Below are 19,413 nucleotides of genomic sequence, written 5' to 3'. Positions count from 1 at the left end.
GCGAAAATTGTAACGCGAAATGTACAAGCACGGCGTGCGGCAAACCCCGAGGGGCCGGCAAGGCCGCGCGTGCCGATGGTTGCTGTCATCGACTTATGGTGTAATGGCGGCATGAAAACAGGGAGCCCTTTCAAGACCGTGGCGCTCGTCGGGAAATACCATGCCGACGGCGTTGCCGAACCGTTGCTCACGCTGGCGGCATGCATCGCCCAGCGGGGTCATCACGTCATCTTCGAGCGTGATACGGCGCACAACATCGGCGCGGCCGCCGATCCCTACCGCCCCCTCGATATTCAGGAAATCGGCACCCAGGCCGATGTGGCGGTGGTCATCGGTGGTGACGGGACGATGCTCGGCGTCGGCCGTCAACTGGCCGCCTCGAAGGTGCCGCTCATCGGCGTGAACCACGGACGCGTCGGTTTCATCACCGATATTCCGCTCGACGAGATGCGACAGGTCGTGCCGGCCATGCTCGAAGGGCATTTCGAAGCCGAGCAGCGCACGCTGTTGGCCGCACGTGTCGAGCGCGACGGCCAGACGCTGTTCGAGACGCTCGCGTTCAACGACGTGGTGGTGAACCGCTCGGGCATCTCGGGCATGGTCGAGCTGCGTGTCGACGTTGACGGCCGCTTCATGTACAAGCAGCGTTCGGACGGCCTGATCGTCGCCACGCCCACGGGCTCGACCGCCTATGCGCTCTCGGCCACCGGCCCGATCCTGCATCCGCGTCTTGGCGGCGTGGTGCTCGTGCCGATTGCCCCGCACGCGCTGTCGAACCGCCCGATCGTGCTGCCGGATTCGAGCGAAATCGTCATCACGATCACCGGCGGGCGCGAGGTCGGCGCCAACTTCGACATGCAGTCGTTTGCCGAACTGCGTCAGGGCGACCGGATTCTGCTGGGCCGTTCCGAGCACCAGGTGACGTTCCTGCACCCGGTCGGCTACAACTACTACGCGACGCTGCGCCGCAAGCTGCACTGGAACGAGCACATCTCCGACGAAGATTCGCCGCAGACCTGACTTCACGCCCTACCCGACCGCCCATGCTACGCAGTCTCTCGATTCGCGATTTCGTGATCGTCGATCGTCTCGACCTGGAATTCTCCGCCGGCTTCACCGTGTTCTCGGGGGAGACCGGCGCGGGCAAATCGATTCTGATCGACGCGCTCGCGCTGGCCATGGGCGAGCGCGGCGACACCAGTATGGTGCGCGCCGGACAAACGCGCGCCGACATCACCGCTGAGTTCGCCGCCGACGCCGAGGCCCGCCCCGATCTCGAAGCCTGGCTGCAGGCGCAGGCGCTCACGCTCGAAGAACACGGCGGCGTGCTGCTGCGCCGCGTGCTCGACTCGGGCGGACGCTCGCGCGCCTTCGTCAACGGCACGCCCGCCACCCTCACCCAACTGCGTGAACTCGGCGAGATGCTCGTCGACATTCACGGGCAGCACGCCCATCAACAGTTGCTGCGTCCCGACGCACAGCGCCGCCTGCTCGACGCCCATGCCGGCGCCACCGCGCTCGCGGCGGACACGGCGGCGGCGCACAAGGAATGGCGGCGTCTCGTCAAACGTTGCGAGGAAGCCCACGGGCGCGACCGCGAGCTACAGCTCGAGCGCGAGCGTCTCGAATGGCAGACATCCGAACTCGACAAACTGAATCCGCAGGAAGGGGAATGGGACGACGTGAGCGCCGAACATCGCCGCCTGTCGCACGCCGCCAGCCTGATCAATGGCGTGCAAGGCGCGCTTGACGTGCTCGCGGAAGCCGATGGCGCACTCGTCCCGTCGCTCGGTCACGTGGTGCACCAGATCCGCGAACTGGCCGAGATCGATGCCGGGCTGGCCGACGCACTGGCCGCGCTGGAGCCGGCCGAGATCCAACTCCGCGAAGCCGTGCACTCGCTCACGCATTACGCGCAACGCATCGATCTCGATCCGGAACGTCTGGCCGTGATCGAGCAACGGCTAGAGGCGCTGCACTCGGCGGCCCGCAAGTTTCGCGTCACGCCCGAGCAACTGCCCGCCGAGCGAGCCGAACGCCGTGCCCAACTGGACGAACTGACCGCGTCGCAGGACACGGCGACCATGCAGGCGGCAGCCGACGCCGCGCACGCGAGCTATCTGACGCTGGCGGCCACCTTGTCGAAGGCACGCGCGGCGGCCGCGGCGTCGCTTTCGCGGGAAGTCACGCGCGCCATGCAGGATCTCTCGATGCCGGGCGGACGCTTCGAGGTCGCCCTGAGTCCCACGCCGGAGCCGCAGTCGTTCGGTCTGGAGACGGTCGAATTTCTCGTCGCCGGTCACCCGGGCGTGCCCACGCGGCCGCTGGCCAAGGTGGCGTCGGGCGGCGAGTTGGCGCGCATCAGCCTGGCGTTGCAGGTGATCGCCAGCAGCGTGAGCCTCACGCCGACCCTGATTTTCGACGAAGTCGATTCGGGCATCGGCGGCGCCGTGGCCGAAGTGGTCGGCCGTTTGCTGCGGGAACTGGGGCAGGGACGGCAAGTGTTGTGCGTCACCCACCTGCCTCAGGTCGCCGCGCTCGGCCACCAGCATCTGCGCGTGAAAAAACGCAGCGACGGCGATACGACGATGAGTGAAATCGAGCCGCTCGGTCGCACGGAGCGCGTCGAGGAGATCGCCCGGATGCTCGGCGGTGTGGAGATCACCGCAACGACGCGCAAACACGCGCGGGAGATGCTCGCGCTCTGAGCGCGCGGGTTGCCGCCATCGCGCGCAGGGCAAGCACGGGCGGCGAGTCATCGTCCGCCCGTGAACGTTATCACCCCGACACAGCGCCCGCGAACACCGAATCCCACAGCGCCATGACGGCGTCGCGTTCGGCCGCCACGTCACTGGCCGGCACGCGGGCCGCTTCCACCCCATCGAGCCGCAACTTGTGCTGGCGTTTGCGATAGATCCGATAAGCGGCGGCCGCGCCGTCCGCAAGCGTCGCGTCGATCAGCCCGAGTTGCGCCGCTTCGCGCAACAGCGCGATATTGCCCGCATTGCGGAGCAGCGACGGATGCGCCCCCGAATGCAGCAGCACCAGGTACTGCACGGTAAATTCGATGTCCACCATGCCCCCGCGGTCGTGCTTCAGATCGAACAGCGGGGTCGGGTTCGGATGCCCCTCCAGCACCTTGCGCCGCATCGCCACAATTTCCTGGGCAAGCGGTAGCGCCTCGCGGGGCGTAGCGAGCACCTGCGCGCGGATCTTCTCGAACGTCGCGCCAATCGCCTCGTCCCCGGCACAGAAGCGAGCGCGCGTGAGCGCCTGATGCTCCCAGACCCACGCGGTGTTCGCATTGCCCTCGCGGAACTGGTACTGGCGGAAGCTCTCGACGCTCGTCACCAACAAGCCCGACAAGCCGTTCGGCCGCAGCCGCAGATCGACGTCGAAGAGCGTGCCCGCGCCGGTGTGCGTGGTGAGCCAGGTCACGAAACGGCGAGCGAGCGCGGCATAGGCGTCCGGCGCGCGGTCGTCATCGTCGTCGTAAAGGAAGATCAGGTCGAGGTCGGACACATAGCCCAGCTCCTTGCCGCCGAGCTTGCCATACGCGATGACCGAGAAACGCGGGACCTCGCGGTGGCGTGTGGCCACGTGCGGCCACACGGTCGAGATCGTCACGTCGACAATGATGTCCGCCAGTTCCGAGAGCCGGTCGCCGATCGCCTCGACCGACAACGTGCCCTGCAAATCGAGCAGCAGGATACGGAACACCTCGGCGTGATGTGCGCGCCGCAGAATGTCCATCTGCACTTCGACGTTGCCGGCCGCGCCCGACGCATTCAGGCTCAACAGCAACTGTGTTTTGAAAGACGCCCAGTCGAACGGCGCGGCGAGCGCTTCGTCGTCGAGCAGCTCGTCGAGCAATTGCGGGTGACGGATCAGGTAGCCTGCCGCCCAACGCGAGCCGGCCAACACCTTGACAACGCGCTCCAGCGCGCGCGGATACTCGGTGAGCAGCGCCAGATACGAACTGCGACGGCTGATCGCCGAAAGCAGGTCGAGCATGCGCGCAAGCACGGCGTCGGCCTCGCCCGTGCCGGCCGAGCCTTCCACGGCGCGCTGCACCAGTTGATCGAAGCGGCGCCGGCTGGTTTCGCCCAGCGCCTTGTAGCGCGACGACGTCCAGACGGCGCGCAGCCGGTCGAGGGCACCGTCGGCGTCGGTGAAGCCCAGGCGCGCGAGCTGATTGCCGAGATCGCCCGTCTGCGTCTCGTCGGCCAGGCATTCGCTCCACAATTCCGGCGGACATTCGCATTGGCCTGTGTCCGACGCCGCCGCCTTGCGTCCGCTGCCGCCGGCCTTGTCCGCGAAGATCTCGTCGAACTGCGCGGCGACGAACTCGCGATGCTCGTCGAGCACCGTCATGAAGCTCGCTTCGTCGGGGAAACCCATGGCGTGCGCCACCGCAAGACGATCGTCGCCAGAGGCCGGGAGAATGTGCGTCTGCGCATCGTCCAGATACTGAATACGGTGTTCGAGCTTGCGCAGGAAGACGTAGGCGTTCGCGAGTTCGTCGGCCACGTGCTGGGCGAGCCAGCCGCGTCGCGCCGCCACGCCCAGCACGGCGAGCGTCGGCCGCACGCGCAGTTCCGGCTCTTGCCCGCCCCGAATCAGTTGAAACACTTGCGCGGAGAACTCCACTTCGCGAATGCCGCCGCGTCCGAGCTTGATGTCGTTGATGCGTGCCGGCTTGGCGCGCGCACGGCGCTCCGCCTCGTGACGAATCTGCTCGTGCAGCGCGCGAATGGCGCCGATCACGCCGTAATCCAGGTAACGGCGGAACACGAACGGCTGGACCAGCGCCGCGAGCAGCCGCTCGGTGCGCTTGCCGGGTTCGCTCGCCACCTCGGACACCAGCCGCCCCTTGATCCACGCATAGCGCTCCCACTCGCGCCCCTGCACGTAGAAATACTCTTCGAGCATCGGCAGGCTGCACACAAGCGGCCCGGAATCGCCATTGGGACGCAGGCGCATGTCCACGCGGAACACATAGCCGTCCGGGGTGAGTTCGGAAATCATGCCGATCAGCTTGCGACCGAGCTTGGTGAAGAATTCGTGGTTCGAGAGCGAACGCAAGCGGCTCGCCGCCGCCGGCTCGGCATCGTCGGGCGCCGACGTATCGCCGTCGTCTTCATAGACGAAGATCAGGTCGATGTCCGACGAGACGTTCAATTCGCGTCCGCCAAGCTTGCCCATGCCGACCACGGCGAGCGTCTGTCGCTGCCCTTCCGCATTGCGCGGCACGCCGTGGATGGCTTCGAGGTCGCGCGAGAGGACCGTGATGCCCGCCTGGATGGCGAACTCGGCGAGGGCCGTCATGGCTTCGGTGACCTCGGCCAACTCGGCGCGACCGTCCAGATCGCGCTGCATGACGGCGCACAAGGCTTCCACGCGCAGCACGCGCAGCGCCCGGGCGAGGCCCGCCTCGTCAACGCCCGAGACCCCCGTGGGCTGCTCGGGCGGCGATAGCTGCGTGCCGGTGATGGCTTCGAAGCGACGGGCGAGCCAACGCGCGTCCACAGGGTGCTCGGCCAAGGCGGGCAAAGCCTCGACGAGCGCGGGACGGCTCGCCAGCATGCGCGCCGCATAGCGCGAGTAGGACGGGATATCGCTGGGGTTTTCGGGTGAACTCACTGGCGGGGTTCCGGTCATCAATGAGGTTGAAGAGACTTTCGAAGGCTTACCCGTGCGCGATGAAACGCCGGATCACACGTCTGTTTCTCCTACGGCCGGGCCGTCGGGCGGCCTTGGGCTTGTGTTACAGTCTTTGCCACAGAAACTACCACATTCCCTCGTAGACGCGCAGCATGACCGACCGTAAGCCGCCCGCCTCGTCCACCGGCAACCGGTCCTGGTTCTCGTCACTGCCGCGTGGCTTGCGACTGGGCCTGGAATGGCTGCTGGCGCTCGTCGTCATCGCCTATTTCGGACTTGGCGCCGTCGTCCTCACGACCCGGTACGTCATCCTGCCGCGTGTGTCGGACTACCGAGCGCAGATCGAAGCGGCCGCCTCGCGCGCCATCGGCCTGCCCGTCGCCATCGGCCGCATCGACGCCGTCTGGCACGGCTGGCACCCTTACCTGACGCTCGAAGACGTTCGCATCACGCGCCCGGCCCCCCCCACGCCGGACACGCCGCCCGGGGCGCCCCCGCCCGCCGAGCCAAGCCTGACGCTCCACCGTCTCGACGCGGTGCTCTCGTGGACCAGCCTGATCCACCTCGACGTGCGCCTGTCGAACCTCACGTTATCCGAACCCGATCTCACCATCGAACGCCTCACCGACGGCTCGATTCTTGTCGCGGGCATGCCGGTGACCGGCACCGGCGGCACGACCGACTCGACCGCCGCCGACTGGCTCATGCGTCAGTCGCGGGTCGTGATTCGCAACGGCACCTTGCGCTGGCGCGATGCCACGCGCAACGCGCCCGACGTCGTCGTCACGCAGGTCAACGCCATGCTGCGCAATCGCGGCTTCGACCATCGCTTCGGCATGCAGGCGAATCCGCCGCCGGGTATCGTGGCGCCGCTCGACATTCGGGCGCGGTTCACCAATCCTCTGTTTGCACGCCCCGGCGAAGTCAGGCGGTGGCGCGGTCAGCTCTACGGCGAGGTCGGCACGCTCGATCTCACCGAACTGGCCCGCTACGTCGATCTGCCGGGCAAGGACACGCGCGGTCGCGTTGCCGCGCGGGCATGGGTCGACTTCGACGATGGGGCGATCACGGGGGCGACGCTGCGCGCCGCGGGAGCGGACACGTCGGTGCAACTGGCCGACGATTTGCCGCCGCTCACCTTCGACGCCACGCAGGGCCGGATCGACGTGACCCGCGTAACGCCCCACGCCGACGCCGGCTGGCAACTGCGCGCCCGCGATCTGACGTTGCAAGCCGCGGGCCGCCCGACGCTCGACGTGCCCGATCTGCGCGCCACCTACACGCCGGGCACGAACGAGCACGGACTGCACGCCGCGTTTGCGGGCCAGCGCTTCGACATCGGCGCCGCGATGGCGCTCGTGCCGTCGCTGCCGCTCGCCCCGCAAACACGCGACGCGCTCGCGAGTTTCCAGCCGCGCGGCCGACTGATCAATTTCGACCTCAGCTACCAGGCCCCCAAGCCGCACGGCCCGGGCAACTGGCGCGACCTGCCGGGGATCCGGCAACTGCCGCCCGAGCGCGAACGCTATCGGGTGGTCGCCGACTTTGAAGGTCTCGGTGTCGACAGCGCACCGAGTGAGCATCCGCCGGCGAATCCGGGGTCACCCAATGCGGGACGCCCGGGCTTCGCCAATCTGAGCGGGCACATCGACGCCGATCAGTCGCGCGGCGCCCTGACCCTCAATGCGAAGCACGCCGCGCTCGACTTTCCGGGCCGCTTCGACCAGCCGCGCATCGATCTCGACACGCTCACCGCGCGCACGTCGTGGCGCGTCTCGCACTCGGCGACCCAGCGCGACGCCCCAGCGGACGTGGAGGTGCGCGTCGATGCCCTGCACCTGCAGAACGCCGAGTTGGCGGGCGATGTCACCGGCACGTGGCGCAACGGCGGCAAGGGCAACGGCATCGTCGACCTGAAGGGCAACATTGTGCGCGCGAGCGCCGGCGCGGTGCCGCGCTATCTGCCGACCGACATCGGCGCGAGCGTGCGCGATTATCTGCAACGCGCGCTGCTTGCGGGCACGGTGCAGAACGCGCCGTTCGCCGTACAGGGCGATCTCGACAACTTCCCGTACGGCAAGGGCGGCGGCAAGTTCCGCATCGACATTCCGCTCGTCGACGTCACCTTCAACCCGTCACCGCTACGCCCCGGCCACACGGAAGTCTGGCCGGCCTTTGAGAAGGTGCGTGGCAATCTGCGCTTCGACGCCGACAAGTTGCACATCGCCATCGACAGCGGCACAGTCTTCGGCGTCTCGCTCAACCAGGTGGTGGGCGACATCAACGACATTGGACAGGACGATTCCGTACTCACCCTCAAGGGCGACGCGCGCGGTCCGGCGGCCGACTTCGTGAAGTACCTGAACGGCAGCCCGGTGGGGCACTGGATCGGCGACTTTACCGACGAGACACGCGCGAGCGGCAACACACAGCTCGCGATGCAGTTGTCGATGCCACTCGATCACACCGATCGATCCAAGGTCACGGGGCGCGCGCGCTTCCTGCGCAACGACATCACGCTGCTGAACGGTCTGCCGACCTTCGGCGCCGTCGACGGGGAACTCGCGTTCACCGAGCGCGGTATCTCGCTCGACAATCTGCGCGGCACGTTCCTCGGCGGCGATGTGCGCGCTTCGGGCGGCAGTCGCAGCGACGGCACCATCGCGCTGAACATTGGCGGCACGTTGAGCGCGCAAGGCCTGCGCGACAATCAGGACAGCGCGTCGCTGGCGCAACTGGCCAAGCGCATGACGGGCGGCACGCCCTATTCGGCAACGGTCACAGTACGTCAAGGCATGACCGACGTGGCGGTCCAATCCACGCTCGTCGGCCTGGCCGTGAACCTGCCCGCCCCGCTCGGCAAGCGTGCGGAGACCTCGTTGCCCGCACGCTTCACGCTGCGTCCCCAGCCGAGTCCGGGCGGCCGTCGCATCGATACACTCGACTTCGCCGTCGGCAGCGTTCAAGGCAATTACGTGCAAGAGCGCAGCGGCGGGAGCGCAGGAAACCCCGCGCGCGTCGAGGTGCTGCGTGGCGGCATCGGCATCAACCAGCCCGTGCCCGCGCCGCGCGAGGGGGTTCAGGCAGCCGCCCAGTTCGATACCCTCGACGTGGACGCCTGGCGAAGCGTGATTGCGTCGCTTGGCAGCGACGCGGGGACTGCCAACGCGCCGCCCCCCCAAAGCGCCCAGGGCACGCCCCCCGCCCCGGCGGGGACGTCGGCCACGGCCACGACGGCGCGCGACGAGTTCGGCGCGCTCACGCCCTACCTGCCGACGCGTCTCGCCCTGCATGCCAAGCAGGTGCGCCTGATGTCGCGCCAGTGGCCCGAACTGGTGGTGGGCGCCCAGCGCAGCGATCGCGACTGGCAGGTCAGTCTGGCCTCCGACCTCGTTTCCGGCTTTGCCGAGTGGCACGCGCCCGATGCGAAGAACCCGTCGGGCACCCTGCGCGCGCGGCTCGCGAAGCTGGTGATTCCACGCGAGGACCACGGCAGCGATGTCCTCACGCAAGTCCTCGATGAGCCGAGCGACGAATTCCCGGCCATCGACGTCGTGGCCAATGATTTCGTGCTGCGCGACAAGCCGCTGGGCCGGCTGCAATTGAACGCGCACAACGATATCGAGGACGGCGTGCCCGTGTGGCAGCTCACCCAACTGTCGCTCACCAACAGCGCCGCCACGCTCAACGTCAAGGGCAACTGGCGCACCTCGCGTCGCCGCGCAGCCCCCGCGGGGAGCGACGACGTGCCGCGCCGCACCGTGCTCGACTTCAATCTCGACGTGAAGGACGCGGGTGGCCTGCTCGACCGCCTGGGGATGCCCAAGACCGTCAAGGACGGCTCGGGGACGGTCTCGGGCCGTTTCGGTTGGCGAGGCGGTCCCGACGCGATCGACTACCCGACGCTCGGCGGCCGTGTCACGATCGATCTCAAGCGCGGGCAGATCCTGAAGGCCGACCCCGGACTGGCCAAGCTGCTGGGCATTTTTTCAGTGCAGACACTCGCCAAGTTCCTGACGTTCAATTTCAGCAGCGTGATCGGCAGCGGCCTGCCCTTCGACAGCATCGACGGGAACGCCACGATGCAGGGTGGCGTGGCCAACACCACCGATCTGACGATCAACGCCAATGCGGCGACCATCAAGATCGACGGTCATACCGACCTAGCGCGCGAGACGCAGGACCTCACCGTGTTGGTGCTGCCGAAGATCAACGCGGCGTCGGCCTCGCTCGCGTGGGCGATTGTCAACCCGGCACTGGGCATCGGTTCGTTTTTCGCGCAACTGGCGCTGGGCGAGCAGCTTTCGCGCACGCTCTCGACGACCTACCATGTGAGCGGCTCCTGGGACAATCCCGTCATCGAACAAGCCGACGGCAATAAGAGTAAGATCGTTCCATCCCCGGAAGCCCTGCCCGGCGCGCAAAACAGCGCGCAGCCGGCCGGCCTGCGCGGCAACTGAGCGCCTATCCGACAGGCCTGAGACACGCTTGCGTGCCCAATCCACCCATGACATGACGAGTTCCGACACGCTGTCCGCCGCCCAGTCCGCCACCGCTCCGGCGATGCCATACGGACGTTTGAAGCACCCGTTGCCGGGGTCTTTGATGGCCGCATGGGCCGATCGGGCGGCGATGACCTGCGTTTTCCCGGGTTGCCCCGTGCCATGGGCGACGGTACGCTCGGCGTCGTACCCGCTGCCCCTGGCCACCAAGGGCCATCGAGCATCAGTGCCACGTGCAGGCGTCCGCGCAGGGCAGTCTGGCGTGCTGCAGGGTTGATTTCGCTGCATCCGCCCTCATCTACCGAACATATATCCTTGGCCTGACACCGCATGAAAATCATCGATACCGGCATCCAGAACCTGGCCACGGCCCGCGAGCTGCTGCTCACGCCGTACGGCCTTGACGAAAGCCACCTGCAACGCGCGCTGGGCGACATTTTCACGCACCGCGTGGACTACGCGGACCTGTATTTCCAATACACACGCAGCGAAGCCTGGAGCCTCGAGGAAGGCATCGTCAAATCGGGTTCGTTCTCGATCGATCAAGGCGTGGGCGTGCGTGCCATCGTGGGCGACCGGACCGCGTTCGCCTACTCCGACGACATCTCCGACATCGCGCTCAAGGACGCCGCCGCCGCGACGCGCAGCATCGCCACGGCCGGACGCGGGCGTGTGAAGGTCGGTAGCAAGCTCTCGAATGCCAGCGGGCACGGGCTGTACCTGCCGTCCGATCCGCTCGCCTCGCTCGACGCGAACGGCAAGGTAGCGTTGCTCGAACGCATCGAGAAGCTCGCGCGCGCACGCGATCCGCGCGTGTCGCAAGTGATGGCGGGGCTGGCCGGTGAGTATGACGTCGTGCTGGTCGCGCGCAGCGACGGCGTGATCGCCGCCGACGTGCGTCCGCTGGTGCGGGTGTCGGTCACGGTGATCGTCGAATCCAACGGACGCCGCGAAATCGGCAACAGCGGCGGCGGTGCGCGTCTCGACTACGCGTTCTTCACCGACGATCTGCTCGAAAAGTACGTCAAGGAAGCGGTCGACGGCGCGATCGTCAAGCTCGACGCCCGCCCGGCACCGGCTGGGGCGATGACGGTCGTTCTCGGGCCGGGCTGGCCCGGCGTGCTGCTGCACGAAGCCATCGGCCACGGCCTGGAAGGCGATTTCAACCGCAAGGGATCGTCGGCCTTCTCCGGACGCCTGGGCGAGCGTGTCGCCGCCAAGGGCGTCACGGTGGTCGACGACGGCACGCTGTCCAACCGCCGCGGCTCGCTGAACATCGACGACGAAGGCAATCCGACGCAGTGCACCACGCTCATCGAAGACGGGATTCTGCGCGGCTACATGCAGGACAGCCTGAATGCGCGTCTGATGAAGATGCCGGTCACGGGTAACGGCCGGCGCGAGTCGTATGCCGCGCTGCCGATGCCGCGCATGACCAACACGTATATGCTCGGCGGCGACAAGGATCCCAAGGAAATCATCGCGTCGGTCAAGCGCGGACTTTACGCCGTGAACTTCGGCGGCGGCCAGGTGGATATCACCAATGGCAAGTTCGTGTTCTCGATGTCCGAGGCCTACATGATCGAGGACGGCAAGATCACGTACCCGGTCAAGGGCGCCACGCTGATCGGCAACGGCCCGGAATCGCTCAAGGACGTCACGATGATCGGCAACGATATGTCGCTCGATTCAGGCGTGGGCGTGTGCGGCAAGGAAGGCCAGAGCGTGCCGGTGGGCGTCGGCCAACCGACGCTGCGCATGGAGAACATGACGGTCGGCGGCACGGCGTAAGACTGGCAGGCTGGCGGCGCATGCCATGTCACGCGTCGGATGGCGCACCGCAAAAAATGCGTCAAGCATAGCAAAGCGCCCGGTTCAAACCGGGCGTTTTCGCGCAATTTTCGAAAAACACGATTATTTGACGCAATTCACCGCGCTAAAATACGGAGATTCCGCGCGTTTCCCCGGCATGTAGCGGCCCCCGCGGTTGCGGCGTCATTCGATTAGGCGTATAAAGTGATTCCTGTGCACGGCAAACGCGTGCAATGCAACGTAGAACACATCTCTCATGACTGCCCATCCGTCGTACTTTTATTTTTTTGCGATTCTCGCACCGCTGGCGGAAGGAGAGGGGCAGTTGCAGCAGTAAGCACCGAAACGAATCCTGAAAAACCGCCAGCCAGCCTGGCGGTTTTTTTTTGACCCGAATCCCGAGAAACGAACCGCAGCTCGAACTGCGCAGGAGAAATGCCATGCCTCCCCACAACACCGATGATGTCCGTATTCGCGAACTCAAGGAACTGACGCCGCCGGCGCATCTGATTCGCGAATACCCATGCTCGGACAAGAGCGCGGACCTCATCCATCGCTCGCGCGGCGCCATCCACCGCGTGCTGCACGGCATGGAAGACCGTCTCGTCGTCATCATCGGCCCGTGCTCGATCCACGATCCGAAAGCCGCGATGGAATACGCCGAGCGCCTGGTCGAACAGCGCGAACGCCTGAGCGGCGAACTCGAAATCGTGATGCGCGTGTATTTCGAGAAGCCGCGCACGACGGTGGGCTGGAAGGGTCTGATCAACGACCCGCACATGGACAACAGCTTCAAGATCAACGACGGCCTGCGCCTCGCGCGCGAACTGCTCGCCCAGATCAACGAACTGGGGCTGCCCGCCGGCACCGAGTACCTCGACATGATCAGCCCGCAGTACATCGCCGATCTCGTGTCGTGGGGTGCCATCGGCGCGCGCACTACCGAATCGCAGGTGCACCGCGAACTGGCGTCGGGCCTGTCGTGCCCGGTCGGTTTCAAGAACGGCACCGACGGCAACGTGAAGATCGCCGTCGACGCCATCAAGGCCGCGTCGCAGCCGCACCATTTCCTGTCGGTGACGAAGGGCGGCCATTCGGCCATCGTGTCGACCGCGGGTAACGAAGACTGCCATCTGATCCTGCGTGGCGGCAAGACGCCGAACTACGACGCCGCCAGCGTGCAGACCGCCTGCGACGACATCGCCAAGTCGGGCCTGGCCGCGCGCGTGATGATCGACGCGTCGCACGCCAACAGTCAGAAGAAGCATGAAAACCAGATCCCGGTCTGCGAGGACATCGCCCGCCAGATCGCCGGCGGCGACGACCGGATCATCGGTGTGATGGTCGAGTCGAACCTCGTGGCCGGGCGTCAGGACCATGTGCCCGGCAAGCCCCTGACCTACGGCCAGAGCATCACCGATGCCTGCATCGACTGGGAAGACAGCCTGAAGGTGCTCGATACGCTGGCCGATGCCGTGCGTGCGCGTCGTCTGGCACGCGGCGCAGGTAATTGATGTGGCGGGCGGCCGGTGGCCGCCCGCTCTCCCGCTCCCCCGCTCTCATCGCCGCCCCACCCTCCCCGCGAATGCCTGCGGCCCCGGGGCGCGGTTGGTCGGTAGCGCGGTTATGCGTTGCCTTCGGTCCGATCGCGACGCCACAGCACGTCGGTGCCGCCACCGGCCCGATTGAGCACTCGGGAAAGTACGAACATCAGGTCGGACAGGCGATTGACGTACTGACGCGGCGCAGGGGCCACCGTCTCCTCGACGCCCAGCGCCACCATGGCGCGTTCCGCCCTTCGGGCAACGGTCCGGACCACATGCGCCAGCGCTGCCGCGCGTGTGCCGCCCGGCAGGATGAACTCCTTGAGCGGCGGCAGATCGGCGTTGTAATGCGCCAGCCAGCCGTCGAGTCTGGCCACCTGGGCATCGCCGATCAGCGTGTGACGCGGCATGCTCAGTTCGCCGCCGAGATCGAACAGATCGTGCTGAATGTCGAGAAGCACGGCGCGCACGTCCGGCGGCAGGTCTTCACACAGCAGCACTCCGAGATGCGAATTGGTCTCGTCGATCTCGCCGATGGCGACGATACGCGGGCTGAACTTGTCCACGCGTGCGCCGTCCCCAAGGCCGGTCTTGCCGCCGTCGCCCGTGCGCGTGACGATCTTGCTCAAACGATTCCCCATCTTCTGCTCTCTACCCCTTGCGGCATCGCTAGCCCGCCAGCACGCAATCCGGCCGCGGGACGACTTGCCTTCGTCGATTGAAATGCGCCGCGCAGGCCCCGGATGGCCACTTTTCGGGCGATTCCGATGGCGCGCATTGGCGGCAAGTCCGTATGATATGACGCAAAGGGTGGGGAAAAACGCCGCCACAGCGTAAAATCCCCGCTCATAAGGCGTCAGGGCGCGTGCACCGAAGTATTGTCGGTCCAACGCATGCCCGAGAGCCCGCCACCGATTTGGAGCCAGCCACCGCCGACCCGCGCTGGCCGCCCGGAGACCCGAAGGAGAAAGCCGTGAATCATCCCCACCTGCCGTTCGCCGCCAAGCGGGCGTTCCCCGACGTGCTGTTCACCGAGCTCCAAGCGCTGCTGGGCGAACGCGTGAGCACGCAAGCGGCGCTGCGCGAACATCACGGCCGGGACGAGTCTCCGTTCGACCCCATGCTGCCCGATGCCGTCGCGTTCGCGCATAACACCGACGAGGTGTCGCAGATCGTCAAGCTGTGCGCCAAGTACAACGTCCCCATCATTCCGTACGGCGCGGGCTCGTCGCTGGAAGGTCACCTCCTCGCGGTCGAGGGCGGCCTGTCGCTCGACCTCTCGGAGATGAATCAGGTCGTCTCGATCAACGCCGAAGACCTGACCGTCACCACGCAACCGGGCATTTCGCGCAAGGCGCTCAATGAAGCACTGCGCGACACCGGCCTGTTCTTCCCGATCGACCCGGGTGCCGACGCCAGCATTGGCGGCATGTGCGCCACGCGCGCGTCGGGCACCAACGCCGTGCGCTACGGCACCATGCGCGAAAACGTGCTGGCGTTGACCGTCGTGCTCGCAGATGGCCGCGTGATCCACACCGGCACGCGCGCCCGCAAGTCCTCGGCCGGCTACGACCTGACGCGCCTGTTCGTCGGCAGCGAAGGCACGCTGGGCATCATTACCGAGGCGACGGTGCGTCTGTATCCGCAGCCCGAGGCGGTGTCCGCCGCCATCTGTGCGTTCGCCACCATGACGGATGCCGTGAACTGCGTCATTCAGACGATTCAGTTGGGTGTGCCGGTCGCTCGCGTCGAGTTCGTCGATGCGCTGGCCGTGCGCGCCATCAACAAGCATTCCAAGCTGACGTTGCCCGAGACACAAACGCTGTTCTTCGAATTTCACGGCAGCGATGCCGGCGTGAAGGAGCAAGCGGAAACCGTCGAGGAACTGGCCAAGGACAACGGCGGTACCGGTTTCGAATGGGCCACCCGCACGGAAGATCGCAACCGTCTGTGGAGCGCGCGGCATAGCGCGTACTTTGCAATGCTGCAACTCAGGCCAGGCTGCCGCGCGGTAACCACGGACGTTTGCGTGCCGATCTCGCGTCTGGCCGAGTGTGTGGGCGAAACCGAGCAAGACCTGCGAGCATCGAGCTTGCCCTGCCCGATTGTGGGTCACGTGGGCGATGGCAATTTCCACGTTGCCATCCTGATCGATCCGGCCAAGCCTGAAGAGATCGAGGAAGCCGAGCAACTCAACCAGCGCATCGTCGAGCGAGCGATTCGCATGGGTGGCACATGCACCGGCGAACACGGCGTGGGCCTGCACAAGATGGGCTTCCTCGTGACCGAGCACGGAGAAGGCGCGATCGACGTCATGCGTGCGATCAAGACCTCGCTCGATCCGCACAATCTGCTCAATCCGGGCAAGATTTTCCAGTTTCACCCGGCGAGCTGAACGCCGCATGAACGCCCCCGCCACCCCGCAAGGTCAATCCGGCCCGCTTCCGGCGGGTGCCGCGACCGAGGGCGCCGACGCCCTGAACACGCGTCAGCGTCACTTGCTCGATGCGCTCGCGCAGATCCTGCCGGCGCATTGCATTCTGCATCGACGCGAAGACACCACCCCATACGAGTGCGACGGTCTCGCCGCGTATCGTCGCGTGCCGCTCGCCGTCGTGCTGCCTGAGTCGGAATCGCAGGTGCAGCGCATTCTGCAGGCGTGCCATCAGCTCGGCATCCCGGTCGTGCCGCGCGGCGCGGGCACCAGCCTGTCCGGCGGGGCGATGCCCATCTCCGACGGCCTGGTGCTCTCGCTTGCCAAGTTCAAGAAGATCGTCGAAGTCGATCCCTATGCGCGTACTGCCACGGTGCAGCCCGGCGTTCGCAATCTGGCGATCTCGGAAGCCGCCGCACCTTATGGCCTGTATTACGCGCCGGATCCGTCGTCGCAGATCGCCTGCACCATTGGTGGCAACGTCGCGGAGAATTCCGGCGGCGTGCACTGCCTGAAGTATGGATTGACCGTGCACAACGTGCTGCGCGTGCGCGCCATCACGATGTCCGGCGAGGCCATCGAATTCGGCTCGCTCGGCCCCGATGCGCCGGGACTCGATCTGCTTTCGGTCTTCATTGGCAGCGAGGGCATGTTCGGCGTGGTCACAGAAATCACCGTCAAGCTGGTGCCCAAGGCGCAGACGGCACAGATCATCATGGCGAGCTTCGACGACGTGGAGACCGGCGGCAACGCCGTGGCCGCGATCATCGCGGCGGGCATCATCCCGGCGGGCCTGGAAATGATGGACAAGCCGGCCACCCAGGCCGTCGAGTCGTTTGTGCACGCCGGTTACGACCTCGAAGCGGCCGCCATCCTGTTGTGCGAATCGGATGGCACACCGGAAGAAGTCGCCGAGGAAATCATGCGCATCTCCCACGTGCTGAGCACCTCGGGCGCGACACGGCTGCAGATTTCCCGCAGTGAAGAAGAGCGCCTGCGCTTCTGGTCGGGACGCAAGAACGCATTCCCCGCGGCCGGGCGCATATCGCCGGACTATTACTGCATGGACGGTACGATTCCGCGCCGTGCGATTGGGACCTTGCTCAAACGCATCGAAGGTCTGGAACAACAGTACGGATTGCGCTGTATTAACGTCTTTCACGCGGGAGACGGCAATATGCATCCGCTCATTCTTTTCAACGGCAACGACCTCGACGAGTGGCACCGCGCCGAGGCGTTCGGCAGCGACATTCTCGAAGCGTGCGTCGAACTCGGCGGCACGATCACGGGTGAACACGGCGTGGGCATCGAGAAGATCAACTCGATGTGCGTACAGTTCTCGCCCGACGAGCGCGACGCATTCTTCGGGGTGAAGCGCGCCTTCGATCCGGTCGGGCTGCTCAATCCCGACAAGGGGATACCCACGCGCGCGCGTTGCGCCGAATACGGCAAGCTGCATGTGCGTGGCGGTCTGTTACCGCATCCCGATCTGCCGAGGTTCTGACATGCGAGCGCTGTCGGAATGGCTGCCACACGATTGGCGGCAGCGGCTCTACATCATCATCTTCGAGGCCGACACGCGCGAAGGGCGGCTGTTCGACATTGCGCTGCTTATCGCCATCGTGCTGTCGGTACTCACGGTCATCGTGTCGAGCGTGCCGGCCGTTCAAGCCACGGCCTCGCTGCCGATGGCGATCCTCGAGTGGTTCTTCACGCTGCTCTTCACGGCCGAATACCTCGCGCGGCTGCTCAGTGCGCACCGGCCGCTACGTTACGCGCTGTCGTTTTACGGCGTCATCGACCTGCTCGCGATCCTACCGACCTACCTGGCGATTCTCGTGCCCGAGCTGCACGGCCTGATCGACGTGCGCCTGCTGCGCCTGATGCGCGCGTTCCGGATTCTCAAGCTCACGGCGTATGTGAACGAAGCCGGCGTGCTCAGCATTGCGCTCTACAGTGCGCGCCGCAAGATCCTCGTGTTTCTTGGGTTCATCTCGATCATCGTGGTGATCTTCGGCACGCTCATGCACATCATCGAGGGGCCGGAACATGGTTTCACGAGCATTCCCGTCGGCATCTACTGGGCCATCGTCACACTCACGACCACTGGCTATGGCGACGTAGTGCCCGTCACCGGACTGGGCAAGGCGATCACCGGCTTCGTCATGTTGCTTGGCTACAGCGTGATTGCGATTCCCACCGGCATCATGGGTGCCGAAATTCATTCGGCAATGCGCAAGAAGGCGATCACCACGCGCACCTGCCATCAGTGCCACACCGAAGGGCACGACCCCGACGCCCGCTACTGCAAGGATTGCGGCAGCGAGCTGGGACCTTATCAATCCGACCTGCCACCGCCGCCCGAACCCAGCTGATGACCGATACGAACGACACTCTCGAGCACTTCCGCGCCGTCATCGAGCACGCCACGGCGCACCGCGCGCCCCTCCAGTTGCGGGGGGGCGGCACCAAAGCGTGGTACGGGCAACAACGCGTGGGCGACGTGCTGGACACGCGCGACTACAGTGGCATCGTCGCCTACGACCCGGCGGAACTGGTCATCACCGCCCGCTGCGGTACGCCACTGGCCGACATCGAAGCGGCGCTCGCCGAACGCAATCAGTTGCTGCCGTTCGAGCCACCCTACTTCGGTCACGGCGCGACCCTGGGCGGCGCGGTAGCCGCCGGGCTTGCCGGGCCGCGCCGCAGTGCCGTGGGTGCCGTACGCGACTTCGTGCTCGGTGCCAAGTTGATGGACGGTCGGGGACATGTGCTGAACTTCGGCGGGCAGGTCATGAAGAACGTTGCCGGTTACGACGTCTCGCGCATGCTCGCCGGTTCGCTCGGCACGCTGGGCCTCATTCTCGAGGTGTCGCTCAAGGTGCTGCCGCAACCATTCGCCGAGCTGACGCTGCAATTCGAAATGAACGCCATCGACGCCGTGCGCAAGCTCAACGAATGGGGGGGGCAGCCGCTGCCGATCACCGGCAGTGCGTGGCGCAACGACTTGCTGGTGATTCGTCTGGCGGGCGCGTCGGCGGGGATCAAGGCCGCGCGCGTAAAGATGGGGGGCGAGTTGGTCGACGCCATTCATGCGGCCAAGTTCTGGCACGCCATCCGCGAGCAGACCGACAACTTCTTCGCCGACGCGGGACCCGGGCAGGCGCTGTGGCGCCTGGCGGTGCCTTCGACGGCCGAGCCGCACCGGCTGCCGGGCAAGCAACTCATCGAGTGGGGCGGCGCGCAGCGCTGGTGGATCACCGATGCCGACGCGCAAATCGTGCGCTCGGCGGCACGGCAGGACGGCGGGCACGCCACGCTCTTTCGCTACGGCGAACCCGGCGTGAGCGTCTTCACGCCGCTGCCCGCACCGGTCATGCGCATTCACCGCAATCTGAAGTCGGTGTTCGACCCCGCCGGCATCTTCAATCCGGGACGGATGTATCCGGAGTTCTAA

At 66.2% G+C, this 19,413-nt stretch carries 11 protein-coding genes; 9 read left to right on the top strand and 2 right to left on the bottom strand.

All coding sequences use genetic code 11. From position 1 onward, the window contains the following. Positions 1-111: 111 nt before the first annotated feature. Together PSO31014_RS05920 and recN are read left to right on the top strand one after the other, a co-directional pair. Positions 112-1,020, top strand: coding sequence for an NAD kinase (locus PSO31014_RS05920; protein ID WP_150550748.1), 909 nt, complete (start codon positions 112-114; stop codon positions 1,018-1,020). Positions 1,021-1,043: 23 nt separating this feature from the next. Further along, positions 1,044-2,708, top strand: a complete 1,665-nt coding sequence (recN, locus tag PSO31014_RS05915; RefSeq protein ID WP_150550747.1) for a DNA repair protein RecN — start codon at positions 1,044-1,046, stop codon at positions 2,706-2,708. Between the two features lie 70 nt (positions 2,709-2,778). On the opposite strand, the gene glnE is transcribed toward recN, so the two are convergent. Continuing rightward, positions 2,779-5,661, bottom strand: a complete 2,883-nt coding sequence (gene glnE / locus PSO31014_RS05910) for a bifunctional [glutamate--ammonia ligase]-adenylyl-L-tyrosine phosphorylase/[glutamate--ammonia-ligase] adenylyltransferase (protein ID WP_150550746.1) — start codon at positions 5,659-5,661, stop codon at positions 2,779-2,781. A 155-nt stretch (positions 5,662-5,816) separates the two neighbouring features. Between glnE and PSO31014_RS05905 the strand changes: the two genes are divergently transcribed. The 3 genes from PSO31014_RS05905 to aroG all read left to right on the top strand — a co-directional run bounded on the left by PSO31014_RS05905 (position 5,817) and on the right by aroG (position 13,492). Beyond that, positions 5,817-10,124: a YhdP family phospholipid transporter gene (locus PSO31014_RS05905; protein ID WP_150550745.1), complete on the top strand. Its 4,308-nt coding sequence runs from the start codon at positions 5,817-5,819 to the stop codon at positions 10,122-10,124. A 372-nt stretch (positions 10,125-10,496) separates the two neighbouring features. After that, positions 10,497-11,957: a metalloprotease TldD gene (gene tldD, locus PSO31014_RS05900; RefSeq protein ID WP_150550744.1), complete on the top strand. Its 1,461-nt coding sequence runs from the start codon at positions 10,497-10,499 to the stop codon at positions 11,955-11,957. 461 nt (positions 11,958-12,418) lie between these two features. Continuing rightward, positions 12,419-13,492, top strand: coding sequence for a 3-deoxy-7-phosphoheptulonate synthase AroG (gene aroG, locus PSO31014_RS05895; RefSeq protein ID WP_150550743.1), 1,074 nt, complete (start codon positions 12,419-12,421; stop codon positions 13,490-13,492). 110 nt (positions 13,493-13,602) lie between these two features. Here aroG and PSO31014_RS05890 read toward each other — a convergent pair whose 3' ends face one another. Further along, on the bottom strand, positions 13,603-14,163 hold the full coding sequence (locus PSO31014_RS05890; protein WP_150550742.1) for a cob(I)yrinic acid a,c-diamide adenosyltransferase: 561 nt from the start codon (positions 14,161-14,163) through the stop codon (positions 13,603-13,605). A 332-nt stretch (positions 14,164-14,495) separates the two neighbouring features. Here PSO31014_RS05890 and PSO31014_RS05885 point away from each other — a divergent pair, with 332 nt between their 5' ends. From PSO31014_RS05885 to glcE, 4 genes are read left to right on the top strand one after another with little or no spacing between them, the layout of a single operon-like run. Further along, positions 14,496-15,917 carry an FAD-binding oxidoreductase gene (locus PSO31014_RS05885; protein WP_150550741.1) on the top strand — a complete coding sequence of 474 codons (1,422 nt, stop codon included), beginning with the start codon at positions 14,496-14,498 and terminating at the stop codon, positions 15,915-15,917. A gap of 7 nt (positions 15,918-15,924) precedes the next feature. Continuing rightward, a complete protein-coding gene (locus PSO31014_RS05880; protein ID WP_246176271.1) occupies positions 15,925-17,460 on the top strand; it encodes an FAD-linked oxidase C-terminal domain-containing protein in 1,536 nt (511 codons plus the stop codon). Position 17,461: 1 nt separating this feature from the next. Beyond that, positions 17,462-18,331, top strand: coding sequence for an ion transporter (locus PSO31014_RS05875; protein WP_150550740.1), 870 nt, complete (start codon positions 17,462-17,464; stop codon positions 18,329-18,331). Beyond that, positions 18,331-19,413 (top strand): glycolate oxidase subunit GlcE, encoded by a 1,083-nt coding sequence (gene glcE, locus PSO31014_RS05870; protein WP_150550739.1) that lies wholly within the window; start codon positions 18,331-18,333, stop codon positions 19,411-19,413. Before PSO31014_RS05875 ends, glcE begins: the two co-directional genes overlap by 1 nt.

The organism is Pandoraea soli, from assembly GCF_902459595.1.
Taxonomy (GTDB): Bacteria; Pseudomonadota; Gammaproteobacteria; order Burkholderiales; family Burkholderiaceae; genus Pandoraea; species Pandoraea cepalis.
The sequence above is the reverse complement of the archived record's forward strand: the minus strand, read 5'-3'. Positions and strand labels throughout refer to the sequence as shown.

Coding starts and splice junctions, on each gene's coding strand:
- PSO31014_RS05920 (WP_150550748.1), top strand. CDS start 112: ATGAAAACAGGGAGCCCTTTCAAGACCGTGGCGCTCGTCGGGAAATAC.
- recN (WP_150550747.1), top strand. CDS start 1,044: ATGCTACGCAGTCTCTCGATTCGCGATTTCGTGATCGTCGATCGTCTC.
- glnE (WP_150550746.1), bottom strand. CDS start 5,661: ATGACCGGAACCCCGCCAGTGAGTTCACCCGAAAACCCCAGCGATATC.
- PSO31014_RS05905 (WP_150550745.1), top strand. CDS start 5,817: ATGACCGACCGTAAGCCGCCCGCCTCGTCCACCGGCAACCGGTCCTGG.
- tldD (WP_150550744.1), top strand. CDS start 10,497: ATGAAAATCATCGATACCGGCATCCAGAACCTGGCCACGGCCCGCGAG.
- aroG (WP_150550743.1), top strand. CDS start 12,419: ATGCCTCCCCACAACACCGATGATGTCCGTATTCGCGAACTCAAGGAA.
- PSO31014_RS05890 (WP_150550742.1), bottom strand. CDS start 14,163: ATGGGGAATCGTTTGAGCAAGATCGTCACGCGCACGGGCGACGGCGGC.
- PSO31014_RS05880 (WP_246176271.1), top strand. CDS start 15,925: ATGAACGCCCCCGCCACCCCGCAAGGTCAATCCGGCCCGCTTCCGGCG.
- PSO31014_RS05875 (WP_150550740.1), top strand. CDS start 17,462: ATGCGAGCGCTGTCGGAATGGCTGCCACACGATTGGCGGCAGCGGCTC.
- glcE (WP_150550739.1), top strand. CDS start 18,331: ATGACCGATACGAACGACACTCTCGAGCACTTCCGCGCCGTCATCGAG.